Source organism: Ferrimonas lipolytica (assembly GCF_012295575.1).
GTDB classification, from domain to species: Bacteria; Pseudomonadota; Gammaproteobacteria; order Enterobacterales; family Shewanellaceae; genus Ferrimonas; species Ferrimonas lipolytica.
In genome coordinates, this window is sequence record NZ_CP051180.1 from 3,017,394 (window position 1) to 3,043,780 (window position 26,387).

The window sequence follows — 26,387 nt, forward strand, 5'->3', positions numbered from 1 at the left end:
CCCCTTAGATGTCCAGAACCTGTGGCTGCTGTGCAGCATGCTTGTGCTCAGCACCAGCGTACACTTTCAGCTTACGGAACATGGCGCGACCCAGAGGACCTTTTGGCAGCATGCCCTTAACGGCTTTTTCGATGATCATTTCAGGCTTGCGAGCTTGAAGATCAGCGAAGTTGATTTCCTTAATACCACCTGGGTAACCAGAGTGGCTGTAGTACATCTTGTCGTTGGCTTTGTTACCGGTAACGGTAACTTTGTCAGCGTTGATGATTACGATGTAATCGCCGGTGTCAACGTGCGGAGTGTACTCCGGCTTGTGCTTACCGCGCAGACGAGTAGCTACTTCGGTAGCCATACGACCCAAGGTTTTACCCTCGGCATCAATGATAAACCAGTCGCGTTGAACGGACTCTGGCTTAGCAGAAAAAGTTTTCATTAGATTAAAAACCCAATTTATCTGTTACAAATTTCGCCTAACTCACAATGAGCTAAACAACCTTTAGTGGTCTTCCACCCACCCCTTCGAGCGGGACAAGACGCTGGTTTTGAACGCCAGGCGTTCTACCGTAACGTGGGCAGGGCGCGAATTATAAGGGAGTTCGGTGTAAAAATCACCTGCTTTTTTAACCAAATTCACGATCACTAGGGTAAATGTGGTTTTGCCAAATAGTCATGGCTTTGCATCTCGGTTAAGCGACTCTGGCATCGCTTAAACTCAAACGACAGCTGACCGCCACCATAAAGCTGTTCGAGCGCGGCTTCGGCAGAGATGATCAGCTTTACTCCGCGCTCATAAAACTCATCCACCATGGCAATAAAGCGCCGGGCCACATCGTCACCACTATTGTTACTGCCCATAACACGCACGTCTTTAAGCAATACAGTGTGGTACAACCGAGCCAGTTCGATGTAATCCGCTTGGCCTCGTGGGCCATCACACAGAGAACTAAAGGTCACCATCAACACGCCCTCCCCTTCACGAACAACGCTGATGGCGCGCCCAAGGATCTCAATCGTAGATTGTGGCGTTGCCTCGTCCTGGCCAAGTTGAGAAAAGTAATGCTGGAGATTTTCATCCGCTCGTTGGTCTAACGGGTAATGGAAGATCTCTGCTTGCTCTAGGGTGCGCAAGCGATAATCAATACCACTATCTAATTCAAATATGTCGCAATGTTGCTCTATTAGCGCAATGGCTGGTAAGAAACGCTGCCGTTGTAAGCCATTGCGATATAGCAGATGCGGTGGAATGTTGGAGGTAGCCACCAACACAACCCCACGAGCAAATAGATGTTCGAGTAGACCGGCCAATAACATTGCATCAGTGATGTCAGAGACAAAGAACTCGTCAAAGCAGATGATCTCAGTTTCGGCGGCGAGACGATCGGCAACCAACATTAATGGATCCTGTTGGCCTTTCAGTTCGTTTAACTCATGGTGGACCCGTTGCATCATGCGATGAAAGTGGATGCGCATCTTGCGCTCGGTAGGCAAACAATGGAAAAAAGTATCCACTAAGTAGGTTTTACCGCGGCCCACTCCTCCCCAAAAATAGAGCCCTTGAGGTGAACGTTGGCTTTGAGGTTGTGGACGAAATTTTTGCCACCATGAACGTGGCCTTGACTCACTCTGCGGCTCGGTCATTTGTAGGTATAAGCGTTGCAGCTGCTCTACTGCAGCAGCTTGAGCAGGGTCATGTTGAAACTCAGGGCGAATCAAATCCTGCTGATATATTTCCTTGGGAGTCGCCATTATCCAATCCATCGGCAATCGATGCAGCATTATCCACTGCAATATTAAAAGTTCTGATAGAACATAAGTTTTGGGGCACTGGCTTGCCCTATAATTAGACTAATAGAGTGTATCATGTCGTCCATAGCCACAGTATATTGAGTAACCATCTTTCAGTTTGGGTAGCCCCCTTAGATATGCTGAAGAATGAAGTAATATTTTAGGGAGAAGTTATGAATTGGGCATTAGCAATTGTGTGTTTACTGGTAGGCCTTGGACTGGGATTCCTGGCTGGCAAGCGCAGCGGCGGAAGCAGGGATAATACCGACAGATTGCAGCAGGAGCTCGCTCAAGCGCGGTTCGATTTGGAGCAGCAGCGTCAAGGTGTGGCCGATTATTTTGCTCAATCGCAGGAACTGATGACATCGTTGTCGCAGCAGTTTGAGAAGACCAATCGCTTTTGGCAGGAATCAGCTAAAGAGCTAACCGACGAGCCAGCAATGGTGGCAGAGAATGATGAAGTAGTCGAAACCAGCAACGTCACCTCACTGCCGCCCAACGATTACGTTCAGGGCTCTCACGGTATCATCAACCCAGAGACTAGGGTTGCCAATCAATGACAACGACAAGCGTTAGTTGATCTTGGCCTAGGAAAGCAGCGTTAACCCACAGGTGCGCTGCTTTTTTTATACTTTAATCATAGGACTAAACCGCAACTAACTAATATGGTTAAAAATAGTAGGAACTTTGGCGCTAGGTCACGGTCACTATCAGTAATGAGAATACTCATGTTGTGTAAGTAGGAGATTGATCAATGATAAAGAAATCGGCCCCATTACTTTCCGCTGCGCTGTTATGTAGCAGCCTCGCCGTGATGTCTGGCCCTGTTGCTGCAGCTTGGCCGAGCACAGTTGATGGGCAAGCATTGCCTAGCTTGGCACCAATGGTAGAGCAGATATCTCCGGCGGTTGTCTCGGTTTCAGTTGAAGGAACTCAAACAGCGCACAGCAGCCTGCCAGAGCAGTTCCGCTTTTTCTTTGGTCCACAAGGGCCTCGCGGCGGTGAACAACAACGTCCATTCCGCAGCCTTGGTTCTGGAGTCATCATTGACGCCAGTAAAGGCCATATTATTACTAACCATCATGTTATCGAGAACGCCGATAAAATCTTGATCAATCTCAGTGATGGTCGTGAATTTGAGGCTAAACTTATCGGCTCCGATCCCGCTACTGACGTTGCGGTTATCGAGATTGATGCCGACAAGCTCACCGAGGTGAAGCTCGCGGACTCCGATAAGCTCAACGTCGGCGACTTTACAGTGGCTATTGGCAACCCATTTGGACTAGGCCAAACCGTGACCTCTGGTATTGTCAGCGCCCTCTCCCGCGGCCTAGATAATGAAGGCTACCAAAACTTCATTCAAACCGACGCAGCAATTAACTCCGGTAACTCCGGTGGTGCTCTAGTCAACCTCAAAGGTGAGCTTATCGGCATTAATACTGCCATTATCGCCCCTGGTGGCGGTAACGTCGGTATCGGCTTTGCTATCCCAGTTAACATGGTTCAGAACCTAACCGACCAAATCCTTGAGTATGGTGAAGTACGCCGCGGCGTATTAGGGATCATCGGCGGTGAGCTAACCAATGAAACCGCCAAGCTATTTGGTCTAGACACCAAGCATGGCGCCTACATTAGCCAAGTCGTACCAGAATCGGCCGCCGACGACGCTGGGTTATTGGCCGGTGACATCATTACTAGCCTTAATGGCAAGAAAATCCGTACCTTCCAAGAGCTGCGCGCTAAGATTGCCACCATGGGCGCTGGTGCTACCGTTAAGCTTGATTTAATCCGCGACGGCGACTCGAAAACCGTCAAGGTGACCTTAAATGAAGCGCCTGGTGAAAATATTCAAGCGGCGGTCATCCACCCTGCATTAGAGGGAGCTAAGCTCTCCACCTTTAACGACGATGGATTACGCGGCGTGAAGGTAACTGAATTAGCTGACCGCTCACGCGCAGCCCAGCAAGGGTTACAGGAGAATGACGTGTTGATTAGCATCAGTCTCATGAACCGCGCCCGAGTTGATATTAAAGACCTCGGTCAACTGCGCGAGTTATTGAGTGATTATGATGGTGCCTTCGCCGCCACCGTCATTCGCGACGGGAATCCGCTAATGGTGATTATGCGGTAACCTCGTGTCACAATATTGAGGCGGCCAACCGGCCGCCTTTTTTGCTACTGTAGCGCCAACAGCGTCACCGTTAACGCCTTATGTAACCAAGAGTCACAAATGTCATTACTGCGTTACCTATTAAAACCGATACTCGCTGGGTTAGTACTAGCTGCCATTATTGTGGTTATTCACCCCAATTTACGCAGTTACCTACCTGAGTTAAATCAGTCGATAAGCCGAGTTGATCGCAATAGTTTCTCCTATGCGGTCGGCCGCGCAGCCCCTGCGGTAGTAAATGTCTATTCCCACCGCCAAGGGCCAAACAATTTCAGTCAACTGCTACCGCAAGGTTTGGGCAGCGGCATCATCATGCGCGCCGACGGCTATATCCTGACTAACTACCATGTAGTGCGACAAGCAGACCAAATCTTTATCGCCTTACAGGATGGTCGAGTAGCCGACGCGTCTCTCATCGGCTCTGATCCATACACCGATCTGGCGGTACTGAAGATATCTCTATCCGATCTGCCAGTAATTTCACTGGATCTAGAGCGGGAAACTCGCATTGGCGACATGGTACTGGCGATAGGTAACCCCTATAACCTCGGCCAGACCATTACTCAGGGGATCATCAGTGCCACCGGTCGTACCGGCTTGAGCTCAAATTTTCAGGATTTCATCCAAACAGATGCGGCCATTAACCAAGGCAACTCTGGCGGTGCGCTGGTCAATGCTGATGGCAATCTTATCGGCGTAAACACCGCCAACTATCAGCAGTTAGGTGAAGCCGGTGTCGGCCTCAACTTTGCTATTCCAATTGAGCTTGCCCACACCATTATGGGTAAGTTGATCCGCGATGGTCGTGTCATCCGCGGTCACCTAGGCTTAACCGGTACTCCAGTGAACCAAACCATCGCCCGTCAGCTGCGCTTACTCGAGCCAATGGGCATGGCAGTGACCGAAGTCGACCCAACGGGTCCGGCGGCAAAAGCCGGCCTTCGTGCTCATGATGTACTTATCTCGGTCAATGGTGAACCTATTCGAGGGATTGATATGCTGATGGATGTGATTGCCGAAACGCCGCCAGGCACCGAAGTAAACATCATCCTCATCCGCCAAGGAGAGCGCTATAACGTACCGGTAACTATTGAAGAGCGGCCCCCCATCCAATAACGGGGATTCGCTAGCCAACGCTGGGTATAAAAAAGGAGAAGCATCATGCTTCTCCTTTTTTATTGAAGGTTGAGTCGTTGTTACTTAACTCGAACCACGTTGCCACCAAGTCCGGCCAGCTTGGTTTCGATCTGCTCATAACCACGGTCTAAATGATAGATGCGATCGACCACAGTGGTTCCAGTGGCCACTAGGCCTGCAATTACCAAACAAGCAGAGGCACGCAGATCCGTTGCCATCACCTGAGCTCCTTGAAGATCTTCACACCCTTCAATAATGCAGGTGTTCCCTTCCTGTTCAATCTTTGCGCCCATGCGCTGCAGCTCAGGCACGTGCATAAAGCGATTCTCAAAGATGGTCTCAGTAACATGAGCACTGCCGCTAGACAGCGCATTCATGGTGCAGAACTGTGCCTGCATATCGGTAGGGAAGGCAGGATGTGGAGCGGTCTTGATTGACACCGGTTTGGGTTGTTGCCCTTGCATATCAAGGCTTACCCAATCGTCGCCACGCTCAATAATTGCACCGGCTTCCTCAAGCTTAAGCAATACTGGCTCAAGGGTCGCGGGAGCGGCGCTCAAACACTTCACCTGGCCACGGGTTGCTGCCGCAGCAACAAGGTAGGTACCGGTTTCAATACGATCCGGCATTACACTGTATTCACAGCCATGCAGGCGCTCAACCCCTTCGATGCGAATAACATCAGTACCTGCACCTTCTACTTTCGCGCCCATGGCATTCAAACAGTTAGCAAGATCGATAACCTCTGGCTCGCGGGCAGCGTTTTCAATTACCGTTATGCCATCAGCCAATGCGGCAGCCGCCATAAGGTTTTCTGTCCCCGTTACCGATACCACATCCATCAGGATGGTAGCGCCTTTTAAGCGACCATTTACGCGCGCTTTGATGTAGCCTTCAACCACATCAACATCGGCCCCCATAGCCTGTAGACCATGGATGTGGAGGTTGACTGGGCGTGCGCCAATAGCACAACCGCCGGGCAGGGAAACATCGGCATGGCCATATTTCGCCGCCAGTGGTCCCAATAACATAATTGACGCTCGCATGGTTTTAACCAGCTCGTAAGCAGCAACGTAGTTATTGATGGTGGCAGGGTTAATAGTCAACACCCCATCGTTCAGATCACTCACCTCTGCACCCAGTTGGCGCAGCAATTCAATGGTGGTCTTAACGTCGCGCAACTCAGGAACGTTACGCAATGTCATGGTGTCTTGAGCGAGTACCGCCGCCATTAAAATTGGCAATGCGGCATTCTTAGCGCCAGAGATGGTAACTTCTCCAGCCAATGGGCCAGCAGCCCTTACTTGCAATTTATCCACTGATACTCCGCCAGCTGTAGGCTAGTTAAATAGTTTTTCGCGCTGCCATTCCGCTGGCGTAAATGCTTTGATGGTCAAAGCATGAAGCGTTCCATCAGTAATCTTGTCTGCTAATGGGGCGTAGATTGCTTGTTGGCGCTTAACCCGAGACAAGCCATCAAAGCTTTCCCCAACTGCAATAATTTTGTAGTGGGTACCTTCAGAGCTAACCTTAATTTCAGTTAGTTGTAGCGCCTCATTGAGGCGCTGTTCAATTTCGTTGAGCTCCATCGCTTTACTCCTAACTTGTGGTTTTCGCTACTAAGCGTTGTTGTTTTAAGCTCAAATCGTACAACGTCATCAATTGTGTCAGCTTGGGCGAACAATGCAGCCATTCAAACTCACCTTGAGCCGCCTGTTGCCGAGACTCAAGCTCGAGTAGCCACGCTAAACCCGCACTATCAACGTTATCTACTAAAGCCAAATCCAGTTGTTGTGCCTTGCCGCCAAACCAGTGCTCTGGCACTGGCCAGTGTTGCTCAACCTCAGCTACAGTAAGCTGCCCTACCAGCTTCAAACTGGAGCCTTGTAGACTTACTTGTAAGCTCATGAGGCTGGCGCTTCTGCAGGTTGAACAGCCTGACGGTTTTTCTCCGCTAGCATATTGATCACTTCGTCGAGACCTTGCTTACGAATCAAGCCATCAAACTCACTCTCTTTAGCCGCCAGAATGCTGGCACCTTCGGCGATAAGATCGATCGCTTGCCATTGGCCCGACTTTTTATTGAGACGCATCTTGAACTTCACTTCAATTGGCGCTCGCTTCCCATCATCAAAGGTTACCCCGACATTAACGATGCCGCGGTCGCCTAATGGTTTTTTAGGCTCATAGCTGATAGTTTGATCGGTATAGATGGTAAAGGCATTAGCAAAGATCCCAATCATATACTGCCTAAACTCGTCAGTGAACCTTTGTCGCTGCTCTGGTGAGGCTTTTCGTACCGCTTTGCCCATCACCTTGTAAGACGCATAAGTGTGGTTCACGTAAGGCATCAGGTGCTCTTCGACCAATGGCCTTAACTGCTGTGGTTCGCGTTGCAGTAACTCTTGCTCAGAGCGATAGTGAGACAGCAACACCGCGGCAACCTCTTCAACCATCGAATATGGGTTACTTTGATCCACTGTCGCTTGCGCTGTACTTACCCAACCAATGCTCAATAGCCCTAACAACAACCAGCGTGACAACATCGACCTACTCTCCTTCATCTGAGCTATACAAAAACTGACCAATTAACTCTTCCAACACCACCGCACTGCGAGTGTCTTCAACTACATCACCATCGGCGAGGTAGTTCTCTTCATCAAGAATAAACCCTGGAGTCAGCCCAATGTACTGCTCACCCAATAACCCTGAGGTTAGTATCGAAACACTGCTGGTATCGGTAAATTGATTGAAACGGCTGTCGATCGACATCGTCACCTTCGGCACCAACTCGGTTACATCCAATTCAACTTTAGCTACTCGGCCAACCACAACGCCGCCGACCTTAATTGGCGCTCGCACCTTCAATCCACCAATGTTGTCGAAGTAAGCGGTAAGTTGGTACTGCTGCGCCTGTTGTGTTGGATCAATATCAGCAACCTTAATGACTAATACTGCAAACGCGATGAGCCCGGCCAAGATAAAACCACCCACCAACAACTCAATTTTTCTTGAATTCATCCTAGCTCCCAAACATCCATGCCGTAAGCAAAAAATCTAACGCCAGCACCGCCAGCGAGCTGTGAACAACGGTTTCCGTTGTCGCCTTGCTTACTCCCTCTGCAGTAGGGAAAGCACTGTAACCTTTAAACAGCGCTATCCACATTACCACTAGAGCAAAAACAACTGATTTAATTACACAATTAACAATATCTTGTTGCCATTCAACACTGGCATTAAGAATCGACCAAAACGCACCGGCATCGATCCCCTTCCACACCACGCCAACCAGATGACCACCCCATATGCCTACCGCACAAAAGATAAAGGTAAGCAGTGGCATCGAGATCATCCCAGCCCAAAAGCGCGGCGCCACCACACGTTTAAGCGGATCGACCGCCATCATCTCCATTGACGCTAGCTGCTCGGTGGTTTTCATTAAGCCTATTTCAGCGGCAACCGCAGAGCCGGCTCGCCCTGCAAATAGCAAGGCGGTAACCACTGGTCCAAGCTCACGCAGCAGCGACAATGCCACCATCGGCCCAAGGCTGTCCTCGGTACCAAAGTCGACCAAGATGGTGTAACCCTGTAACCCAAGCACCATGCCGATAAACAAACCAGAAACGGTAATAATTAGCAGTGATAGCACCCCAATATGGTAGAGCTGCTTTATCACTAACGGCCACAGCTGTTTTACTGAGGTTATTGTGAATATGGCCCCAAACAACATCAAACCAGCCTGCCCTAACCGAGCAAGCCAATCGATGCCATAACGGCCTAGTTTGGCAATTGCATCCATTACTTCAGCAACGCCTCCTGATAATGTTCGGCGGGATAATGAAAGCGAACCGGCCCATCTGGAGCTCCCTCTAAGAACTGTTGCAGCTGCGGATCGTCAAGCGCTTTAATCTGCTCCGGTGTGCCGGAACCAATCACTTTACCGGCAGCGATGACATAAACCTGATCAGCAATGCTTAGGACATCTTCAACATCATGGCTTACAACCACGGAGGTGAGATTAAGTGCTTGCCCGAGCTGGCGAATGAGCTGAACCACTACTCCCATAGAAATAGGGTCCTGCCCGGCAAAGGGCTCATCGTACATGACTAAATCGGGTTCTAACGCGATTGCTCGAGCCAAAGCCGCCCGACGTTGCATTCCGCCAGAGAGTTCACTCGGCATCAATTCCGTTGCACCGCGCAACCCCACCGCTTGCAACTTCATTAGGACCACACGACGGATCATCGGTTCAGATAGTTTGGTGTGCTCTCGCAGAGGGAAGGCGACGTTGTCGAACACCGACATGTCGGTAAACAGTGCTCCAGATTGGAACAGCATGCTCATCCGCCGTCGCAGTTGATACAGTTCTTTTCGTGGCAGCTGGTGTACATCCACGCCATCAAACAACACTTGGCCTTGGCTAGGCATTAGCTGCCCACCAATTAACTTTAACAGGGTCGTTTTACCGATACCGCTGGGACCCATAATGGCGGTGATCTTTCCGGCGGGGATAGTCAGGTTGAGATCCGTAAAGATCGCCCGTTGCCCTCGTGAAAAGTGCAACCCTTTCACTTCAATCAGCCCGACAGGTGGCTGAGTCTGATTTTTTAGCATAACTTAATCGTGGTGGTACCACCGATCTCCTTGTTATCCACATAACGGTATTTGGTTACCTAATGTAACCGAGTGCTATCAGTGGCCGAATACTTTCAATTTGATTCGGATCGGGCGACAATGCGCGCCAATTATCTGTCCCTATAATACTATGATCATACACTTATTATTACTTTTCTTCGGCTTAGGCCTATTAGTTTGGAGCGCAGATCGCTTTGTCTTTGGCGCAGCTGCTGTAGCTCGCAATTTAGGCATCGCTCCGATGATCATCGGTTTAACCATCGTATCGATGGGTTCCTCCGCTCCTGAAGCCATGGTGGCCGCCAGCGCAGCAATGGAGGGAAAACTCGATACGGCAGTCGGTAACGTGATTGGCTCTAACATTGCCAACATCACCCTGATCCTTGGTTTGTGCGCGCTATTGAAGCCACTCATCGTTGGCTCTTCCACTTTAGTGAAAGAGATGCCAATGATGATTATGGCAACCGTACTGGCCGGCTATCTGATGCACGATCTCACCCTGTCTCGTACCGACGGTATCCTTCTTGCCGCTGCCTTCATTGGCGTAATGGGCTTTTTGATTTTCAACGCCTTCCGCAACCGTGATGACCAACTCACGCAGCAAAGCAGTGATGACGTGCCCGATAATGTGCCGATGGGCAAAGCGGCACTGTGGTTGATTGTCGGTATGATTGTATTGCCAATCTCAGCTGATCTAATGGTCGATAACGCAGTTGGCATCGCCAAGCTGTTTGGCATGTCCGATCTGGTTATTGGTCTCACTATTATTGCTGTCGGTACCAGCTTACCCGAGCTTGCCGCTTGCGTAGCCGGATTGGCGAAAGGTGAAGATGATCTCGTTATTGGCAATGTAGTTGGCTCTAATCTATTCAATATCTTGGCAGTATTAGCAATTCCGACCTTTATCGCTCCCGGCGCCATTGATGCCGCTGCCGCTGGCCGTGATTTCTTCATTATGTTGGCGACCAGCTTGGCGCCACTTGCGATCCTAATACTGAAAAAGAACAAGACCATTGGCCGTATTGAAGGCGCGTTATTACTGGCTTGTTTTATTGCCTACCAAATCAGTTTATTTAGCCAATTAGCATAAGCTTGTGGAGTTAAGAGATGTCTGTACCAATGCAATGGCGCCGCTGGGGTCGTCAAGTAGTTGAGATAGAAGCGGATGCCGTTCGCAATGTCAGTAACTACATCGACGATCAGTTTGAAGCCGCGTGCGCCGCTATTATCGCCTGTAAAGGCAAAGTGATAGTTATGGGTATGGGCAAGTCTGGTCACATCGGTAACAAGATCGCGGCGACACTTGCCAGCACAGGTACACCAGCTTTCTTCGTACACCCTGGTGAAGCTAGCCATGGCGATCTTGGCATGTTGAGCAAGCAGGACATCGTTATTACTATCTCCAACTCTGGTGAAGCCCACGAGATCCTGACATTGATGCCGGTAATCAAACGGATGGGTTTGCCGATTATCGCGATGACCGGCAAACCCAACTCAACCTTGGCGGAGCTAGCACAACATCACCTGTGTATTGCCGTCGGCGAGGAGGCCTGCCCGCTGGGTTTAGCACCAACCTCTTCCACCACCGCCACCTTAGTCATGGGTGATGCCCTTGCGGTAGCACTGCTGCAGGCTCGGGATTTCACCGCCAATGACTTTGCCTTATCACATCCTGGCGGCGCGCTCGGACGGCGGCTGTTATTAAAGGTTGCTGACATCATGCACCGTGGTGAGCGTCTACCTATAGTTAATGAACAGGTGACCGTAAGTGAAGCACTGTTGGAGATCTCAGCCAAGGGGCTGGGAATGACTGCTGTAGTTGATAATAGTGGTGTTCTGACTGGGCTATTTACCGATGGCGACCTGCGCCGAGTTCTCGATGCCCGGGTTGATATTCACCAGACCACCATCGGTACGGTGATGACCCAAAAACCAATTACTATCGATTGCAACTTATTGGCTGCACAAGCACTCAAATTGATGGAAGATAACAATATTAACGGCTTAATCAGCGTCGACGGTGACGGTTGCCCTGCTGGCGCCCTCAACATGATGGATATGCTAAAGGCAGGAGTACTCTAATGGACGCAATCTTAACGTTGTATGGCGCAGTAAATGCCGACGTAATCGAGCGTGCTAGCAATATTAAACTGCTACTGTGTGACGTTGACGGTGTATTCTCCGACGGTCGTATCTACATCGGTAACGACGGTGAAGAACTGAAAGCGTTTCATACCCGCGACGGTTTTGGCATCAAGGCGGTTCAAAATGCCGGTATTGCGGTAGCAGTGATCACCGGTAGGCGCTCTGCTATTGTCGAAAAACGGATGACTAACCTTGGGGTGAAACACATCGTCCAAGGCTGCGAAGATAAGCTCACCGCGTTTGAACAGATTCGCTCTGAGCTCGGACTTGAAGCCGATCAATGCGCATACATTGGCGATGATCTAGTTGACCTGCCAGTAATGGAGAAGGTCGCTCTTGCGGTTGCCGTCCACGACGCTCATCCAGCATTGCTGCCTCAGGCACATTATCGCACTACTATTGGCGGCGGCTTTGGTGCCGTCCGTGAGCTGTGCGACCTTCTATTGCAAGCGCAAGGTAAACTGATGGATGCTAAGGGCATGTCAGTATGAAGCGTGAGCTGCTTGCTGGCTTGCTGCTACTCGCAATGGCTGGCGGCCTATATCTGCGCAACATTTCGATTGAGCCTCCGGTAGTGGATTCACTCTCTGAGAGTGAGCCCGATTACGTAGCTCGAGAAATGAAAACCCGCTCTTATGATGCCAATGGCCGCCTTAATGCCGAGATAGCTGCTGACACCATGTTCCACTATCAGCAAAAGCAGCTAACTGAATTTGAAAACCCCGTTTATCTGGTTTACCCAGAAGACGGCAACACCGTATGGAAAGTCAAAGCCAAGGTGGGTGAGCTGCGCGACAATCGCTTCCTAACGCTAGAACACAGCGTTATTGTTGAAGCTATTGAGCCGTATAAGCCAATCAGAACCATCCATACTGAACAGCTGAACCTGGACCTATCCACGATGGAGATGGAAACTGATCGACAGCTGCAGGCCTTTGGCGAGCAATTCCAAATGACTGGTCTCGGCCTTTGGGCTGATCTCAAGCAAAATCACATTATTTTGAAACAAAAGGTTAGTGCTACTTATGAAACTCAGTAAGCCACTCCTAATTGCGCTGGCGTTACTGGCGCCGCAAACACAGGCACTGCAAGCCGACTTTTTGCAAGCGGTTAGCGTCACCGCTGACCGTTCTGAAGGCGATCTCCAAAGTCGCACCCTAAGCTACATCGACAACGTAGTAGTTACCCAAGGTACATTGCGAATCGAAGCTGACAAGCTGACTCTCATTGCCACTGAAGACAAGTCCGAACAGATCTTTGTTGCCACTGGCAATCCAGCTACGTACGAACAAGTACAAGAAAATGGCATGAAGGCGGAAGCCAACGCATTAGAGATTCGCTATAGCGTAAGTAACCGCGAATTGATCCTCATTGGCGAAGCCCAGATGAGTCAAGAAGGCAGCGTTGTCAAAGGCTCACGTATTAGCTACAACGCCGAGCAACAGAAACTCAGTGCGGAAGGCTCCGACGAGAGCCAGATCACCACCATTTTTATGCCAGCACCGAAAACAACAACTCCAACGGAAAACCAACCGATAGTATTGCCAGCGCCAGAACTACAAGAACAACCTAAAAGCGAGCCTAAACCATGAAGCCAGTGGTTCTTGAAGCGCAGCAGTTAGCCAAGAGCTACAACGGTCGCCAAGTGGTTAAGAATGTCGGCCTTAAAGTTGAAAAGGGACAAATCGTAGGCTTATTAGGTCCAAACGGCGCAGGTAAAACCACCACCTTTTATATGGTGGTTGGCTTGGTCCAAAACGACCAAGGTAGCATTCATATCAATGGTGAAGAGATCACTTATCTGCCAATGCACAGTCGTGCTCGCAAAGGCATTGGTTATTTACCGCAAGAGTCGTCGATCTTCCGCAAGCTCACTGTTCATGACAACTTGATGGCGGTACTGCAGATCAGAAAAGAGCTCAGTAAAGAGCAACGTATAGAAAAACTGGAACAGCTGCTCGAAGAGTTTAATATTACTCACATACGTGACAGTTTAGGGATGGCTCTATCTGGTGGCGAACGTCGCCGTGTAGAAATAGCCCGAGCGCTAGCAGCAGATCCACAATTTATTTTATTGGATGAACCCTTTGCCGGTGTCGACCCGATCTCGGTTATCGACATTAAGAAGATCATCCAACACTTGAAACAACGCGGTCTCGGGGTGTTGATCACCGATCACAACGTCCGAGAAACCTTGGACGTATGTGAATACGCCTACATTGTCAGTCATGGTGAAATGATTGCTCAAGGGGCACCAGAAGCGGTATTGGAAGACCAATTAGTACGCTCTGTTTACTTGGGTGATCAATTCAGACTCTAGTGCCCCCTTCCATCGGGCAGTACAAGGATTAGGGCATTAAATGAAAACCTCGCTACAGCTAAAACTTGGACAACAGCTAACGATGACACCTCAGTTGCAGCAGGCTATCCGACTGCTGCAACTGTCGACGTTAGATCTGCAACAAGAGATCCAAGAAGCCCTCGACTCTAACCCGCTGTTGGAGCAGAGCGACGACGACTTCAATAACCAAGACCAAGAAGCATCTCCGGAAAGTCAGGACAGCCCAAGTGCTTCGGTGACCGAGCAAGCCGCGTTAGATACCAGCGAAGCCCTAAGCCAAACTGACTTAGGCGATAATTTACCCCTTGATAGCACCTGGGACGACGTTTACAGCGCAGCCCCTGCCGCTGCGGCCAGTGGTCCACGCGATGACGATGACAGCTATCAGGGCGAAACCAGTGACGATCTGCAAAGCCATCTACTTTGGCAAATGGGTCTCACCCCAATGAGCGATACCGACCAGGCCATCGCCACGACCCTTATCGATGCCATCGATGAATACGGCTATCTCACTATTCCCGTGGCTGATGTACTAACTGCTGTCGGCCGGGACGACATTGAATTAGATGAAGTCGAGGCGGTCCGCAAACGCATTCAACAATTTGATCCGGTCGGCTGTGTCAGCATCGACCTATCTGAATGCCTCAAGGTACAACTGTTGCAGCACAACGCTGACACCCCTTGGCGAGATCAGGCTATCAATCTCCTTGATGAACATATGGATCTGTTGGCCAATAGAGACTTTCGCACCCTGATAAGGCGTACTAAGCTCAGTGAAACTGAGCTTAAGGACACCATGGATCTGATTCAGTCACTGAACCCAAGACCAGGCGGGCAAATCGCAGCAACACCAAGTGAATACGTGATTCCTGATGTTTCAGTAAGTAAAAAACAGGGACGCTGGGTGGTTGAGCTCAATCCTAACGCCATGCCCAAGATTCGCATCAATCAACAGTACGCCGCCATCGGTAACGGCGCCCGCGGTAGCGGTGACGGTCAGTTCGTTCGCGGACATCTGCAGGAGGCTAAGTGGTTTATCAAAAGCCTTGAAAGCCGTAACGAAACACTGATGAAGGTTACCAACTGCATCGTGCAATTCCAGCAAGGGTTCCTCGAGTTCGGCGAAGAAGCCATGAAGCCAATGGTGCTCAATGATGTGGCCGAGGTGGTCGAGATGCACGAATCGACGATATCTCGAGTGACTACTCAAAAATATCTACATACCCCAAGAGGGATCTTTGAACTGAAGTACTTCTTCTCCAGCCATGTGAGCACTGACAGCGGCGGCGAAGCCTCTTCTACTGCTATCCGCGCGCTCATCAAAAAGCTCGTGGCGGCAGAGAATCCAAAGAAACCTCTTAGCGACAGTAAAATGGCTCAAATTCTGGCGGAACAAGGCATCCAAGTAGCCCGACGCACCGTGGCTAAATATCGCGAAGCCTTAACGATTCCACCATCAAACCAGCGCAAAATGCTGTAACGCGCACCTACGGAGGTAAGCTATGCAGATCAACTTAACCGGTCATCATGTTGATATAACAGACGCACTACGCAACTACATTAACGAAAAATTTGAACGTTTGGAGCGGCATTTCGACCACATCAACAACGTTCATGTAATACTGGAAGTGCAGAAATTACAACAGATTGCCGAAGCTAAGCTGCACTTAAACGGCGGTGAAGTGTTTGCTACCCACGAGCACGACAATATGTACGCAGCAATTGACGGGTTGGTCGATAAACTCGATCGACAGGTAATCAAACACAAAGAGAAAATTTCCCGGCACTAATGGAAATCAATGAACTACTGACACTCGAGCGCACCCTATGTGTCGACTCTGAGTTAAGCAAAAAACGGGCACTTGAGATGATCAGTGAATTGGCTGCCTCTCAGTGCCCTGAACTCCCCCAACACGAGTTGTTCGAGAGCCTTATGGCTCGGGAAAAAATGGGCAGTACGGGCATCGGAAAGGGCATCGCGCTTCCGCACGGTCGGCTGAACCGATTAGATAGGCCGCTGGCGGTGTTACTCAAAAGCGACTCTCCCATCGAATTTGATGCCGTCGATCAGAAGCCTGTTGATTTGTTATTTGCGTTGTTCGTACCGGAGCAACAACATCAAGAGTTTTTATCAATGCTCGCCACGGTGGCAGAGAAATTGAGCCAAAAAGAGCTTTGCCGAGCGATGCGCAAAGCCTCTGATAATCAACATCTGTATCAAGTGATCACTGCATGAAGCTAGTTATTCTTTCGGGGCGCTCTGGAGCCGGTAAAACCGTTGCCTTGCACGTATTAGAAGATCTTGGTTACTACTGCGTTGATAATCTGCCGATGCCATTGCTACTGCAACTGCTGCAAAGCCTCGAAAATCAGCGGGAATTAGTCGCGGTTAGTTTAGATATCCGTAACCTACCGGATCAGGAACTGGCGATAACCAAGCTGCGAGAACGGATCCCCGCCGGTATCGATGCGCAGATCTACTTCCTTGATGCCTCTGACGATACGCTAATGCGCCGTTACAGCGAGACTCGCCGTCGCCACCCATTGTCCAACGACGGCGCGCCGCTAGCAGAGGCTATTGGCCAAGAGCGAAGCTTACTGCAACCATTAGCCCAAGACGCCGATCATCTTATCAACACCGATAACCTCTCCGTCTACGACCTCGCCAACGAAGTCCGAACCTTGCTGCTCGGCGAAGCTCCAAACGAAATGATGGTGGTGTTTGAATCCTTTGGCTTTAAACATGGTATGCCACAACAAGCGGACTTTATGTTTGATGTACGCTTTCTTGCCAACCCGCACTGGGAACCAGAGCTAAGACCGTTTACCGGCAAAGACAAACCGGTTGCCGATTTTTTCTTACAGCACAGCAGTGTGACTCGATTTATCGATTCAACCGAACGTTTTATTCTGAACTGGTTGCCGATGCTAGAGCGTAATAATCGCGCCTACCTTACCATCGCCATAGGTTGTACCGGTGGTAAGCACCGCAGTGTTTATGTCGTCGAACAACTGACTCAACGCTTTAAGCTCCATCGCGATGGGATCTCAGTTCGTCACCGAGAGCTTGATGTCGATTGAGCAGAGAGTTTGTCGACAAGTAGTGGTTATTAACCGACTAGGGCTACATGCTCGTGCGGCGACCCGCTTAACCCAACTCGCGACAACCTTCGATGCACAAATCGAGCTACAACTTGAGCAACAACAAGCCAACGCCAATAGCATCCTTGGGATCTTGATGTTGCAAGGTTGCCAAGGCAAAGAGATCACAGTGTGCAGCTACGGGCCCGATGCCTTAGCTGCACTCGATGCGATATGTGAGCTATTTGCTAGTCGCTTTGACGAGGACGAATAACCCCAGAGGTAATAAACTGCTGAAAGCTCTCACACCAGACGATCGCCGCCTGATAGCTGCCAACTTCAACTCCGTTGGGTACGGGCAAAGCAAAGCCATCAAAGCTGCTTATGCTGCCTATTGCGACCATTTCTCCCTGCAGCGCTAAAAATTCATGCTCGGTCTCAACAAATCGTGGGGAAAGATAGAGACGGTAATCTGGCCCCGGCGCCAATTCACCACGAAAGCCGATGCTACCCTCGCCCAACAGCAATTGTCCTTCGCCCCAGTGCAGTAAATCACTGTCGGTTCGCTCGCGCTCAAACTGAGCCACATATTGCGCTTCAGCTTGGACCAACGCCATTGTTGCTGACGACGGCGCTGGCGTCTCCGTTAACAGTGGTAACAGATAGATTCCAAGCGCGATCCCAACCAGCATAGCAACCCCATGGGTCAGTATTGTTCGTAACGCCTTCATAGCCTCTCCATTAGCAATGCAAACCATTAATTGAACTAGACTTTATCACGTTATACTGTTTCTCAAATTTATCCATCCAGTAGCAATAAAATTGACCAAATAGGCAAAGGATATGCGCTCGAGTGGTTGAGCATAGGGTGAGCAGGAACCGCACCCAACAACCAGATTATTTGTTGAATGTATCGATGCCATGGGTATTTGATGCGACCACAGCCAGAGTGAGGACCTTATGACGATTGACCACGCTTTTTTACAATCCCTGCCCAAGGTCGAACTACACCTTCATATTGAAGGCACACTCGAACCAGAGCTGATGTTTGAATTGGCGCAGCGCAATAACGTTGCCCTACCTTTTGACTCTGTAGATCAACTTAGAGCCGCTTACCAGTTCAATGACTTACAGTCGTTTCTCGATCTCTACTACCAAGGCGCTTCGGTACTTTTAACCGAGCAAGACTTCTACGATCTTACCTGGGCCTACCTAGAACGTTGCCAGCAAGACAACGTCCAGCACGTAGAAATATTTTTTGATCCGCAAACCCACACCGATCGTGGCATCGCCTTTGCCACTGTTATTAATGGCATCAAACGAGCGTTACATGATGCCCAACAGCAGTGGCAGATCAGCTACGGCATCATTTTGTGTTTTCTCCGCCACTTAAGCGAAGAGCAAGCCCTAGCCACACTGGCTCAAGCGGAGCCGTTCAAACAGCACATCATCGGCATTGGCCTCGATAGTTCTGAGGTTGGCCACCCACCACAAAAGTTTGCACGCGCCTTTGCCGCTGCCAAACAGCAAGGCTATCGACTGGTCGCGCACGCTGGTGAAGAGGGCCCAGCAGAATATATCTGGGAAGCATTGCAACAGCTGAGTGTCGAACGAATCGATCATGGCGTGCGCTGCGTTGATGATGAAGAGTTGGTGGCACTATTGGTAAATGAGCAGATTCCATTGACGGTATGCCCAACATCTAATGTTCGTTTGAAGGTGTTTGAACAGATGAGCGAGCACAACCTCAAGCAACTGCTAGAGCGTGGCCTTAAAGTCACCATCAACTCCGATGACCCAGCCTACTTTGGTGGTTATATGATGGAGAACTATCGCCAGGTTGAAGCCGCTTTAGGGCTATCCACAGCCCAATGGTTGCAGTTAAGCCGCAATGCTATTGAAGCAAGTTTCGCAAGTCCAGAGCGTAAAGCTGAACTGCTGGAACAGTTACCGCAGCGCTAATGCCCGCAAACTAAAAACACTCAGTTTGCTTCTAGGTAAAGCAGTTCGCCGTCGCGCATGGTGAACTGCTTTGATAGGTAGAACTTCGGCGCTTCGGCCATAGCCTGCTCGGGGCCATGCACCCAATAGGAAAGATAAAAGCTACCGGCATCAACATCGCCATATTGCGGCAACTTAACGCCATCTAACTTAATACGGTCGCCGAGAAGCATATTGCCAGCAGGAAACCAACTCCCTTGATGCCAACGACTTAAGGCAAGGTAGTAAAAGGTACCACTGCCGCCGCCATTGAGCGTGATTACACCAATACGCTCCGCTTGCCCATCACCATCCAGATCGCTTTGATATTGATGCTTAAGTTTGATCGTATCAGCACCGAACTGTTGCTGCTGCCCCACCACCAAATGAAACGAATGTTGTTCCACCTGAAAGTGGGCCAGAGTCGCGCTCGGCTTGGGTGAGGTCAGCTCACAACCGCTAATCAACAGTGCGCTACTAACCATCACCCATTTACGCATCAGTTACCCGCCACCATCATCGACTCTAATAGTATAGGTCCGGCCGCAAGAGAATGACGCGAATCGACATCACTGCCCATCGCAACCATATTGCGATACATATGCTTCAAGTTACCGGCAATGGTGATCTCATGTACTGGGTACTTAATCTCACCATTCTCAACCCAAAAACCAGCCGCACCACGAGAGTAATCACCAGTGACGCCATTAACGCCTTGGCCCATCATTTCGGTAACGTATAAGCCAGTACCAAGTTGTTTCAGCATCGCTTTGAGATCGCCACCATTACGGTTCAGATCCCAGTTGTAGATCCCGCCAGCATGTCCGGTATTATTGATTCCTAAGCGGCGAGCGGAGTATGCCGTAAGCAGGTAGGTATCGAGTACACCAGCAGTAACGATACTGCGCTGCCGAGTAGCAACCCCCTCACCGTCAAACATGGCTGAGGCTAATGCCCCCTTGCGGTGCGGATCTTCATTGATAGAGAACCAGTCAGGAAACAACTGCTCACCAAGGCTGTCTTTCAAAAAGCTAGCATTGCGATATAGGCTAGCGCCACTAATGGCACCAATTAGGTGGCCAATCAGACCAACCGATTGTGCTGCACTGAACAACACCGGTACCTGGCAGGTATCGATTTTCTGTGCGCCTAAGCGTGAAGCTGTGTCGATTCCGGCCTGCTTGCCGACTTGCTCTGGGCTAAGCAGGTTGTTGAAATCACGAGCAACGGTGTAATCGTAGTCACGCTCCATGCCGTGTTCGTCTTGACCAATCGCAACGCACGAGAGGCTATGACGAGAGCTACAGCTGCTGCCGATAAAGCCGTGACTGTTGCCGTAGACCTTAACGCTTTCATGGCTATTGATGCTGGCTCCGTCGGAGTTAACAATGCGTGAGTCTGCTGCCATCGCCGCTTGCTCAGCACGCGCAGCCAAGGCCACCGCTTGCTGCGGGTCGAGATCGTACGGGTGGTACAATTCGAGATCGGTCAACTCAGTCGCCATCTGATTAGCTTCTGCCAAACCGTTGTATTGATCAGCGCTGGTTTGACTGGCGATGGTTGCCGCCGCCTTAACCGCAGCACGAATTGCGTCATCAGACAGATCAGAGGTAGAGGCGTTGCCTTTACAACCATCGCGAAAGACCGAGATCCCTAGGGCACCGTCTTTATTGAACTCCACCGTTTCAACTTCGCCTAGGCGCGTTGAAACCGATAACCCCTGCTGTTTTTGCAAGGCGACTTCGGCGCCATCTAAACCCAGCCCAGTGGCTACCTCTAATGCACGCTCTACGGCCTGCTCCAACTCTGCGCGCTGCAGCGCTAAACGCTCACTCATCAGTGGGTTGCTCTGAATAAATATCAAAGGCACAGCATAGCAAAGAGCCCTGCCCTCGCCCACCCTATAGCAATTTCAGTCGACCAATAGCGCACAAATGCCGATTGTCCTACCATCACAGTCACAATCACCGCCGGTTTTTGCTACACTCCCCGCTTTTAGCCTCGGAGCCGCCCAAGATGGTCAATAATCAAGACTTTGAAGATGATTGGATCAGTAAATCTCAGCTGAAGCGGGATGCGGAGCAGATCCAGAAAATTGGTGAGGAGTTACTGGCTCTTAACCCTGGTCAGTTGGCGAAAGTGCCTTTAGACGAGGATCTCATCGCTGCGCTGGAACTGGCGCACAAGATCCGCAATAAGAACGAGGCTTATCGTCGTCAGCGTCAATACATCGGTAAACTGATGCGCAGCCGTGATATCGAGCCAATCGAAGCGGCAATGAACATTTTCCGCAATGAAAGCGCGCTTGCTAACCAGCGTTTCCACCAACTCGAGCAGTTACGAGACAACCTAATTGGTGGCGGTAATGACGCCTTGCAACAGGCATTGGCTGAGCATCCAAATCTGAATGCGGAGCTGCAGCGTTTACGTCAATTGATCCGCCAAGCAGCCAAAGAGCAATCACAGAACAAGCCACCCAAAGCGAGCCGAGAACTGTTTAAACTGCTGCGAGAACTGCTGCTCGACTAAGTCGACGCTTACGCAGCAATTGCATTGCCAGTAAGCTCCAGCCCACCGCTTGGCCCCATAGGGTCAAGTGGTGCCATTGCAACGCCTGAGCTGGCGCCCCCAACTGATTTAACAAGATCATCCCCTGCATCATCGGTTGCGATGGGATCAACCCCCATAGCGTTAGCCACGGCCACGCCAAGTTACTGGTAGGCCATACGTACCCCGCACTAAACAGCAGCGGCATGGCGCTAAATAAGATTAACTGCGCCAAACTGTCTCGACGTTGAAAGACACACCCCAGCACAATGGATAAGCTAAAAGTGGCTAACCAAAATGGGATCATCAATCCCATCAGATTAAGCCAAGTTCCCAATAGAGCGACGTCATAGTGCAGTAACAGCGGCCCTAAATACCACACCCCAGCTAACACAAATGGTGGCAGCGCAATAGCAGCTAAAACACTCCACAACTGCCCAGAACCAGTGTGCAACCACAAGCCATCTATCTGCAGCAGCCGCACCGTGGTTAAGCCGCCGCACAGCAATAACAACTGATGCAAGATCAGCACGAATAACCCCGGCAACATGTAATCAAGGTAACCCATCTTAAGGTTACTTGATGGCGCTGCATTAAGTCGGACACCGCCACTAGCTACTGCTTGCCCAACCATAAGTTGCCGTGCCAATCGCACCTCACCACTAAGGACTTGGCTGGCTTTAATTACGCTTTCAGCAATTACCCCGTACGCTAAGAAGTAATGCGCATCGGCTGCAACGGCAACAGTTGCTTGCGTACCAAGACGAAGCTGTTTGCCAAAGCCCTGCGGGATCAGAACCAAACCCGCAGCCTGTCCTTGATGTACTGCCGTCAGCGCCTCTGCTTCTGAAGCGAGCTGACCGCTAATGGTAAGTCCGGGGCTGGCTTGCACTGCACGGATCAACTGCCGACTGGCACCGCTGTTGTCTAAGTCCACCAACACCACCGATTGCGATACGGCCACCTGATTGAGATAAGGCAAGGGGTACAAGACTGCATACAGCAACAACCCGGCAACGAAGGTTAGTCGCACCGCTTTATCGGACAGGATTTGCTGCCCTAATTGCTGCCACAGCTGTAGCCAACGCCTTAGGTTAGTTTGCGCCATAGCACCACCACAATAGGAACAACAATAAATAGAGGCCACAGCTGCAACCAATCAGCACTGGCGCCAGCGCGATAGCTTTGTAGCAGCGGTAGGAAATGAGTAGAGGGAATCAGTTGGCCCCACCACTGTGCTGCCGCAGGCATATCCCCAACAGGCATAGTCACTCCCATAAAGGCAAAGGCAGGGCTAAGCAGCGCGGCGGCACTACTGGCTTGCTGAGTTCCCTCTCGGCCGCTGGTGTTTAACAGCAAGGCCAATGCTAGAAGTGGCAACAGCATTGGTGCTGAGGCCAACCACAGTGGCCATAACGACGCCTCGACGGGGATGGCTAACAACGGACGCAGTAAGAGTAAACCCAATCCAGCCCAAGCCCACTGCCAACATACTAAAGGCAGCAACGCACGGCGCTTGCTTACCCCGGGAGGAGGTCGCTGTAGTAGGTTTATCATCGACAACATCGCACACAGTTGCCAGATAGCCAGTGCCAGTGGCGGCATTAGGAACTGGGCGTAATCCAAACCAATATTATTGAGTGCCGATACCTGTACTTTAACCGGCGCCAATTGAGCAGCCACGGCCACCAGCGGCACGCCTTTAGCTGCTAGCGACATCCCTGCTGCATCGGTCAAGATGGAGCCAATCGCTTGCTGCAGCGGGCTTAATAAACGCCTTGCCATCAACAGGTAAGTGCCGTTGTAACGCAGCTCGATACTGGGGCTGAGGTTATGTTGCAGATCCGCCGAGAACTCCGTCGGGATCACCACCATCGCGTAACTATCACCAGAGCGCAGTGAGTCTGCTGCGGCCGCTAGCGTAGGGTAGCTTCGCAACGTCGCCGCAGGCGTCGCCTGCAGCGCACGCCCCAGCCGGCGGCTCAAACTGCTGTTATCAAGATCAACAATGGCGACCGCTAAATCGGTAGGACTGCGTGGGGCAAAGATGCTGTAAAGCATCCCTACCAGTAACGCTGGAGCAAGCAACAATACAAACGCCTGCCACGGATCACCGCGCAACCACTGCAACATCAAATTGGCTCAATAATCGCTGTCATGCCAGCGCGGAGGCCATCAATAGCAACATTCGGGCGCAGTTCGACTTCAAAGGTTCGTAGGTCAAAGTCACGGCCACTTTCGGTCGCTCGCCAAGTAGCAAAGTCGCCCTGCACCGCTTTATACGCAACAGTAAACGGGAAGCGCTGTTGTAACGCAGGCAGATAGACCTCCACCACTGCACCATCAGCAAATTGGTTAAGTTTGTCTTCACGCACCTGAAACAGCGCCCAAGCGTCGTCCATGTCGGTTAATGTCAGAACTGGGAATCCCCGCGGAACCAACTCGCCTTGATGCAACATCACTGCGCTTACTTCAGCATGTCGAGGCGCTAAGATCTGCATATCTGCCAGCACCGCTTTAACTTCATCAAGCTGGGCTATTGCGGCATCGGTTTGGCCTTTGGCTGCTTGGCGCTCTTCAACTCGTGCACCTTCCGACGCCATATCAAACAGGGCCTTAGCAGCGCTGGATTGATGCAATGACGCTTGCCATTGGGCATAGGCTTCATCGCGTTTCTGTTGCGCCATAACACCTTCTTGATACAACACCTTAATCCGCTCGAAGGTCGCTGCTGCAAGCTTTTCTGCTGCTTGGGCTCGTTGCCAATCGTCTTGCGCTGCTTGGATTTGCTGTTTACGTGCGCCGGTATCGGCTTGTTGCTGCATTGCCGCAGCAGCATTTACCCCTGCCTGGGCTTGTTGAAATCGAGCCTCTAATTCCGGGCTGTCGAGCCGAAACAGCTCTTCACCCGCTTGCACAACGTCACCGCGACGGACAGATAGGCTGTCAATTCGACCCGCAGCTTTTGAGGAGATCTGATACTGCCGCGCCTCAATCTGTCCTTGTATAATCACAGGGCGTGGCTGATAAGCCTGTTTTAGTGCAAACAAACTCAGCCCTGCCAGAATGACCAGCGCAACCCCGCCCATTACCAAATTACGCACGTTCATCCGTTGCTGCTCTCCCAATTCGTACCGATTAACAGTGGCTCAAAGTTGCCACCAAGACTGACCACTTGAGCCAAGGCCACCAAATAGTGGTATTGCGCCTGCGCCCGCGCGAGCTGAGCCGCGGTTAAGCTTTGATCGGCATCTACCAACTGCAATGAGGTGGCTAGCCCCTGCTGGAAGGCCAACTGACGTAAGCGACGGTTTTCAGTAGCCAGTTCAACCGTGCTGGCATACGCCTGATATTCATAAGCGGCTTGCTCTACCGCTTGGTGCTGCGATTGCAGCAGCAACAACAGATCTTGTTTGGTTTGCTGACGGCGATAACGGGCTTCAAGTTCAGCGCTGCGGGCCGCTCGGAGACGGCCACTGCGACCATCGTTAGCAAAAATAGGCATAGAGAAACGAATCCCGACAAACCATTCGGGCTCAAGGTGCGACAAGATACTGTTGTCTTCAGCCAAGGTGTAGCTACCAAACAGCCCCAACGAAGGTTTGTAACGCCCCTTTTCCGCGGCGATCGCCCCTTTAGCTTGGCGTTGCTTAGCATCAAACAACAGCAGCGCCGGGTGTTCATTCCCAACTCGCTGCTCTAACGGTGCCAACGGCGGTACCACCAATGCTCGTTGGTATGGCGTGGGTTCAACTGCTTGTTGCAGCAGGCTGTTGAGCGCGTACTGGGCCAGCTTTACTTGGTGTTGCGCAGACTTGGCTTCGACCTTGGCATTGTCGAGCGCTACCTGAGCGTTGAGTCGCTCAACCGCAGCTATCTGCCCTTGCTGTTCTAGCAAGGTCGCGTGGTCAAAATGGGTTTTTCTAGCGTCAACCTGTTGCTGGCGTAAATCAAGGTTTTGCTTGGTTAATACCACCCCGTAATAACGCTGAACCAGCAGGTTAAAGCGTTCTCGGCGGCGGATTTCAACCTGTTGCATACTGGCTTCTAGCTCAGCCTGTTTGATCTTTTGCGCCGCTTCAATACGACCGCCAGCATAGATAGGAAAAGCACCTGTCAACGAGGTGCGATAGATCTGCCGCTCGGTTAAATCGAGGGCGATATCGATAGGAAGTGCACCAATCGGGGTTGCCAACTGCTCATCAATTTCAAGTCGCAACGGTTTTTCCAGCTGGACGTAGCTGCCGCTCAAATCCAAACTAGGCAGACCAAGATCCGCCGCAGCATCACGAGCACCTTCAGCACGCTTACTTGCTTGTCGCTCTGCAGCCAACAACGCACTGTCGTTATCTAACTGCTGCCACGCTTCATCTAAGCTCAGCGGTTTAGCCATTAGCATCGCGGGAAAACATGCCAGCACAGCCAGCCTTCGCCAATCCATAGCAATCTCTTTAGAGTAAAAACTCAATAAATTCTAACAGTATGTCTGCATCACAACCATGACTGTTGCTCGCCTACGCTACTCATCGGATCAGCAACGCCTAAACAAAAGCGATAAAAAGGGCT

General features: G+C 50.8%; 32 protein-coding genes. 16 read left to right on the plus strand and 16 right to left on the minus strand.

Features of this window, described 5'->3' with window-relative positions:
• Positions 1-4: 4 nt before the first annotated feature.
• The gene (rplM, locus tag HER31_RS13820; protein ID WP_168661285.1) at positions 5-433 is read right to left on the minus strand and encodes a 50S ribosomal protein L13; all 429 of its coding nucleotides are present in this window, start codon (positions 431-433) and stop codon (positions 5-7) included.
• A 206-nt stretch (positions 434-639) separates the two neighbouring features.
• On the minus strand, positions 640-1,746 hold the full coding sequence (gene zapE, locus HER31_RS13825) for a cell division protein ZapE (RefSeq protein WP_168661287.1): 1,107 nt from the start codon (positions 1,744-1,746) through the stop codon (positions 640-642).
• A gap of 212 nt (positions 1,747-1,958) precedes the next feature.
• Between zapE and HER31_RS13830 the strand changes: the two genes are divergently transcribed.
• The 3 genes from HER31_RS13830 to degS all read left to right on the plus strand — a co-directional run bounded on the left by HER31_RS13830 (position 1,959) and on the right by degS (position 5,071).
• Positions 1,959-2,345 carry a ZapG family protein gene (locus HER31_RS13830; RefSeq protein WP_168661289.1) on the plus strand — a complete coding sequence of 129 codons (387 nt, stop codon included), beginning with the start codon at positions 1,959-1,961 and terminating at the stop codon, positions 2,343-2,345.
• Positions 2,346-2,542: 197 nt separating this feature from the next.
• The gene (locus HER31_RS13835; protein WP_420811018.1) at positions 2,543-3,916 is read left to right on the plus strand and encodes a DegQ family serine endoprotease; all 1,374 of its coding nucleotides are present in this window, start codon (positions 2,543-2,545) and stop codon (positions 3,914-3,916) included.
• Between the two features lie 99 nt (positions 3,917-4,015).
• Complete coding sequence (gene degS / locus HER31_RS13840) at positions 4,016-5,071, plus strand: outer membrane-stress sensor serine endopeptidase DegS (RefSeq protein ID WP_168661293.1); 1,056 nt, start codon at positions 4,016-4,018, stop codon at positions 5,069-5,071.
• An 80-nt stretch (positions 5,072-5,151) separates the two neighbouring features.
• Here degS and murA read toward each other — a convergent pair whose 3' ends face one another.
• Genes murA through HER31_RS13875 form a run of 7 tightly spaced genes read right to left on the minus strand, consistent with a single transcriptional unit; the run spans position 5,152 to position 9,706 of the window.
• Positions 5,152-6,411, minus strand: coding sequence for a UDP-N-acetylglucosamine 1-carboxyvinyltransferase (gene murA / locus HER31_RS13845; protein WP_168661295.1), 1,260 nt, complete (start codon positions 6,409-6,411; stop codon positions 5,152-5,154).
• Between the two features lie 21 nt (positions 6,412-6,432).
• Positions 6,433-6,681 carry a BolA family protein gene (locus tag HER31_RS13850; RefSeq protein ID WP_168661297.1) on the minus strand — a complete coding sequence of 83 codons (249 nt, stop codon included), beginning with the start codon at positions 6,679-6,681 and terminating at the stop codon, positions 6,433-6,435.
• Positions 6,682-6,691: 10 nt separating this feature from the next.
• Complete coding sequence (locus HER31_RS13855; protein ID WP_168661298.1) at positions 6,692-7,000, minus strand: STAS domain-containing protein; 309 nt, start codon at positions 6,998-7,000, stop codon at positions 6,692-6,694.
• Complete coding sequence (locus HER31_RS13860) at positions 6,997-7,638, minus strand: MlaC/ttg2D family ABC transporter substrate-binding protein (protein ID WP_168661300.1); 642 nt, start codon at positions 7,636-7,638, stop codon at positions 6,997-6,999. Before HER31_RS13860 ends, HER31_RS13855 begins: the two co-directional genes overlap by 4 nt.
• 4 nt (positions 7,639-7,642) lie before the next feature.
• Positions 7,643-8,113, minus strand: a complete 471-nt coding sequence (gene mlaD / locus HER31_RS13865) for an outer membrane lipid asymmetry maintenance protein MlaD (RefSeq protein ID WP_168661302.1) — start codon at positions 8,111-8,113, stop codon at positions 7,643-7,645.
• Between the two features lies 1 nt (position 8,114).
• Entirely contained in the window at positions 8,115-8,891 is a 777-nt protein-coding gene (gene mlaE, locus HER31_RS13870; RefSeq protein WP_168661304.1) for a lipid asymmetry maintenance ABC transporter permease subunit MlaE, read from the minus strand.
• Positions 8,891-9,706: an ATP-binding cassette domain-containing protein gene (locus HER31_RS13875; protein WP_168661306.1), complete on the minus strand. Its 816-nt coding sequence runs from the start codon at positions 9,704-9,706 to the stop codon at positions 8,891-8,893. Before HER31_RS13875 ends, mlaE begins: the two co-directional genes overlap by 1 nt.
• A gap of 151 nt (positions 9,707-9,857) precedes the next feature.
• Between HER31_RS13875 and HER31_RS13880 the strand changes: the two genes are divergently transcribed.
• The 11 genes from HER31_RS13880 to HER31_RS13930 are packed head-to-tail and all read left to right on the plus strand — an operon-like array spanning position 9,858 to position 17,568.
• Positions 9,858-10,817, plus strand: a complete 960-nt coding sequence (locus HER31_RS13880; RefSeq protein WP_168661308.1) for a calcium/sodium antiporter — start codon at positions 9,858-9,860, stop codon at positions 10,815-10,817.
• Between the two features lie 17 nt (positions 10,818-10,834).
• Positions 10,835-11,809, plus strand: coding sequence for a KpsF/GutQ family sugar-phosphate isomerase (locus HER31_RS13885; RefSeq protein ID WP_202983562.1), 975 nt, complete (start codon positions 10,835-10,837; stop codon positions 11,807-11,809).
• Positions 11,809-12,363, plus strand: a complete 555-nt coding sequence (gene kdsC, locus HER31_RS13890) for a 3-deoxy-manno-octulosonate-8-phosphatase KdsC (RefSeq protein WP_168661310.1) — start codon at positions 11,809-11,811, stop codon at positions 12,361-12,363. The genes HER31_RS13885 and kdsC overlap by 1 nt, the downstream gene beginning before the upstream one ends.
• Positions 12,360-12,911: an LPS export ABC transporter periplasmic protein LptC gene (gene lptC / locus HER31_RS13895; protein WP_168661313.1), complete on the plus strand. Its 552-nt coding sequence runs from the start codon at positions 12,360-12,362 to the stop codon at positions 12,909-12,911. Before kdsC ends, lptC begins: the two co-directional genes overlap by 4 nt.
• Complete coding sequence (lptA, locus tag HER31_RS13900; RefSeq protein WP_168661315.1) at positions 12,898-13,464, plus strand: lipopolysaccharide transport periplasmic protein LptA; 567 nt, start codon at positions 12,898-12,900, stop codon at positions 13,462-13,464. The genes lptC and lptA overlap by 14 nt, the downstream gene beginning before the upstream one ends.
• Positions 13,461-14,192, plus strand: a complete 732-nt coding sequence (gene lptB / locus HER31_RS13905; RefSeq protein ID WP_168661318.1) for an LPS export ABC transporter ATP-binding protein — start codon at positions 13,461-13,463, stop codon at positions 14,190-14,192. Before lptA ends, lptB begins: the two co-directional genes overlap by 4 nt.
• A gap of 40 nt (positions 14,193-14,232) precedes the next feature.
• Positions 14,233-15,693 carry an RNA polymerase factor sigma-54 gene (locus tag HER31_RS13910; RefSeq protein WP_168661320.1) on the plus strand — a complete coding sequence of 487 codons (1,461 nt, stop codon included), beginning with the start codon at positions 14,233-14,235 and terminating at the stop codon, positions 15,691-15,693.
• A gap of 22 nt (positions 15,694-15,715) precedes the next feature.
• A complete protein-coding gene (gene hpf / locus HER31_RS13915) occupies positions 15,716-16,003 on the plus strand; it encodes a ribosome hibernation promoting factor (protein ID WP_168661322.1) in 288 nt (95 codons plus the stop codon).
• Positions 16,003-16,449, plus strand: a complete 447-nt coding sequence (gene ptsN, locus HER31_RS13920) for a PTS IIA-like nitrogen regulatory protein PtsN (RefSeq protein WP_168661324.1) — start codon at positions 16,003-16,005, stop codon at positions 16,447-16,449. Before hpf ends, ptsN begins: the two co-directional genes overlap by 1 nt.
• Positions 16,446-17,294, plus strand: coding sequence for an RNase adapter RapZ (rapZ, locus tag HER31_RS13925; RefSeq protein WP_168661326.1), 849 nt, complete (start codon positions 16,446-16,448; stop codon positions 17,292-17,294). Before ptsN ends, rapZ begins: the two co-directional genes overlap by 4 nt.
• Positions 17,284-17,568, plus strand: a complete 285-nt coding sequence (locus HER31_RS13930) for an HPr family phosphocarrier protein (protein WP_168661328.1) — start codon at positions 17,284-17,286, stop codon at positions 17,566-17,568. Before rapZ ends, HER31_RS13930 begins: the two co-directional genes overlap by 11 nt.
• Here HER31_RS13930 and HER31_RS13935 read toward each other — a convergent pair.
• Complete coding sequence (locus HER31_RS13935) at positions 17,543-18,025, minus strand: DM13 domain-containing protein (protein ID WP_168661330.1); 483 nt, start codon at positions 18,023-18,025, stop codon at positions 17,543-17,545. The genes HER31_RS13930 and HER31_RS13935 overlap by 26 nt on opposite strands.
• 229 nt (positions 18,026-18,254) lie before the next feature.
• On the opposite strand from HER31_RS13935, the gene HER31_RS13940 reads away from it, so the two are divergent.
• The gene (locus tag HER31_RS13940) at positions 18,255-19,256 is read left to right on the plus strand and encodes an adenosine deaminase (protein ID WP_168661332.1); all 1,002 of its coding nucleotides are present in this window, start codon (positions 18,255-18,257) and stop codon (positions 19,254-19,256) included.
• A 20-nt stretch (positions 19,257-19,276) separates the two neighbouring features.
• Here HER31_RS13940 and HER31_RS13945 read toward each other — a convergent pair whose 3' ends face one another.
• Together HER31_RS13945 and pmbA are read right to left on the minus strand one after the other, a co-directional pair.
• Positions 19,277-19,774 (minus strand): hypothetical protein, encoded by a 498-nt coding sequence (locus HER31_RS13945; protein ID WP_168661334.1) that lies wholly within the window; start codon positions 19,772-19,774, stop codon positions 19,277-19,279.
• On the minus strand, positions 19,774-21,114 hold the full coding sequence (gene pmbA / locus HER31_RS13950) for a metalloprotease PmbA (protein WP_420811019.1): 1,341 nt from the start codon (positions 21,112-21,114) through the stop codon (positions 19,774-19,776). Before pmbA ends, HER31_RS13945 begins: the two co-directional genes overlap by 1 nt.
• A gap of 176 nt (positions 21,115-21,290) precedes the next feature.
• On the opposite strand from pmbA, the gene yjgA reads away from it, so the two are divergent.
• Positions 21,291-21,803, plus strand: coding sequence for a ribosome biogenesis factor YjgA (yjgA, locus tag HER31_RS13955; RefSeq protein ID WP_168661338.1), 513 nt, complete (start codon positions 21,291-21,293; stop codon positions 21,801-21,803).
• Here yjgA and HER31_RS13960 read toward each other — a convergent pair.
• The 4 genes from HER31_RS13960 to HER31_RS13975 are packed head-to-tail and all read right to left on the minus strand — an operon-like array spanning position 21,772 to position 26,262.
• Entirely contained in the window at positions 21,772-22,929 is a 1,158-nt protein-coding gene (locus tag HER31_RS13960; RefSeq protein ID WP_168661340.1) for an ABC transporter permease, read from the minus strand. The two genes, yjgA and HER31_RS13960, sit on opposite strands and share 32 nt — an antisense overlap.
• The gene (locus HER31_RS13965) at positions 22,911-23,954 is read right to left on the minus strand and encodes an ABC transporter permease (RefSeq protein WP_168661342.1); all 1,044 of its coding nucleotides are present in this window, start codon (positions 23,952-23,954) and stop codon (positions 22,911-22,913) included. The genes HER31_RS13960 and HER31_RS13965 overlap by 19 nt, the downstream gene beginning before the upstream one ends.
• A complete protein-coding gene (locus HER31_RS13970; protein ID WP_420811002.1) occupies positions 23,954-24,931 on the minus strand; it encodes an HlyD family secretion protein in 978 nt (325 codons plus the stop codon). The genes HER31_RS13965 and HER31_RS13970 overlap by 1 nt, the downstream gene beginning before the upstream one ends.
• Positions 24,928-26,262, minus strand: a complete 1,335-nt coding sequence (locus tag HER31_RS13975) for a TolC family protein (RefSeq protein WP_168661344.1) — start codon at positions 26,260-26,262, stop codon at positions 24,928-24,930. Before HER31_RS13975 ends, HER31_RS13970 begins: the two co-directional genes overlap by 4 nt.
• Positions 26,263-26,387 lie beyond the last annotated feature (125 nt).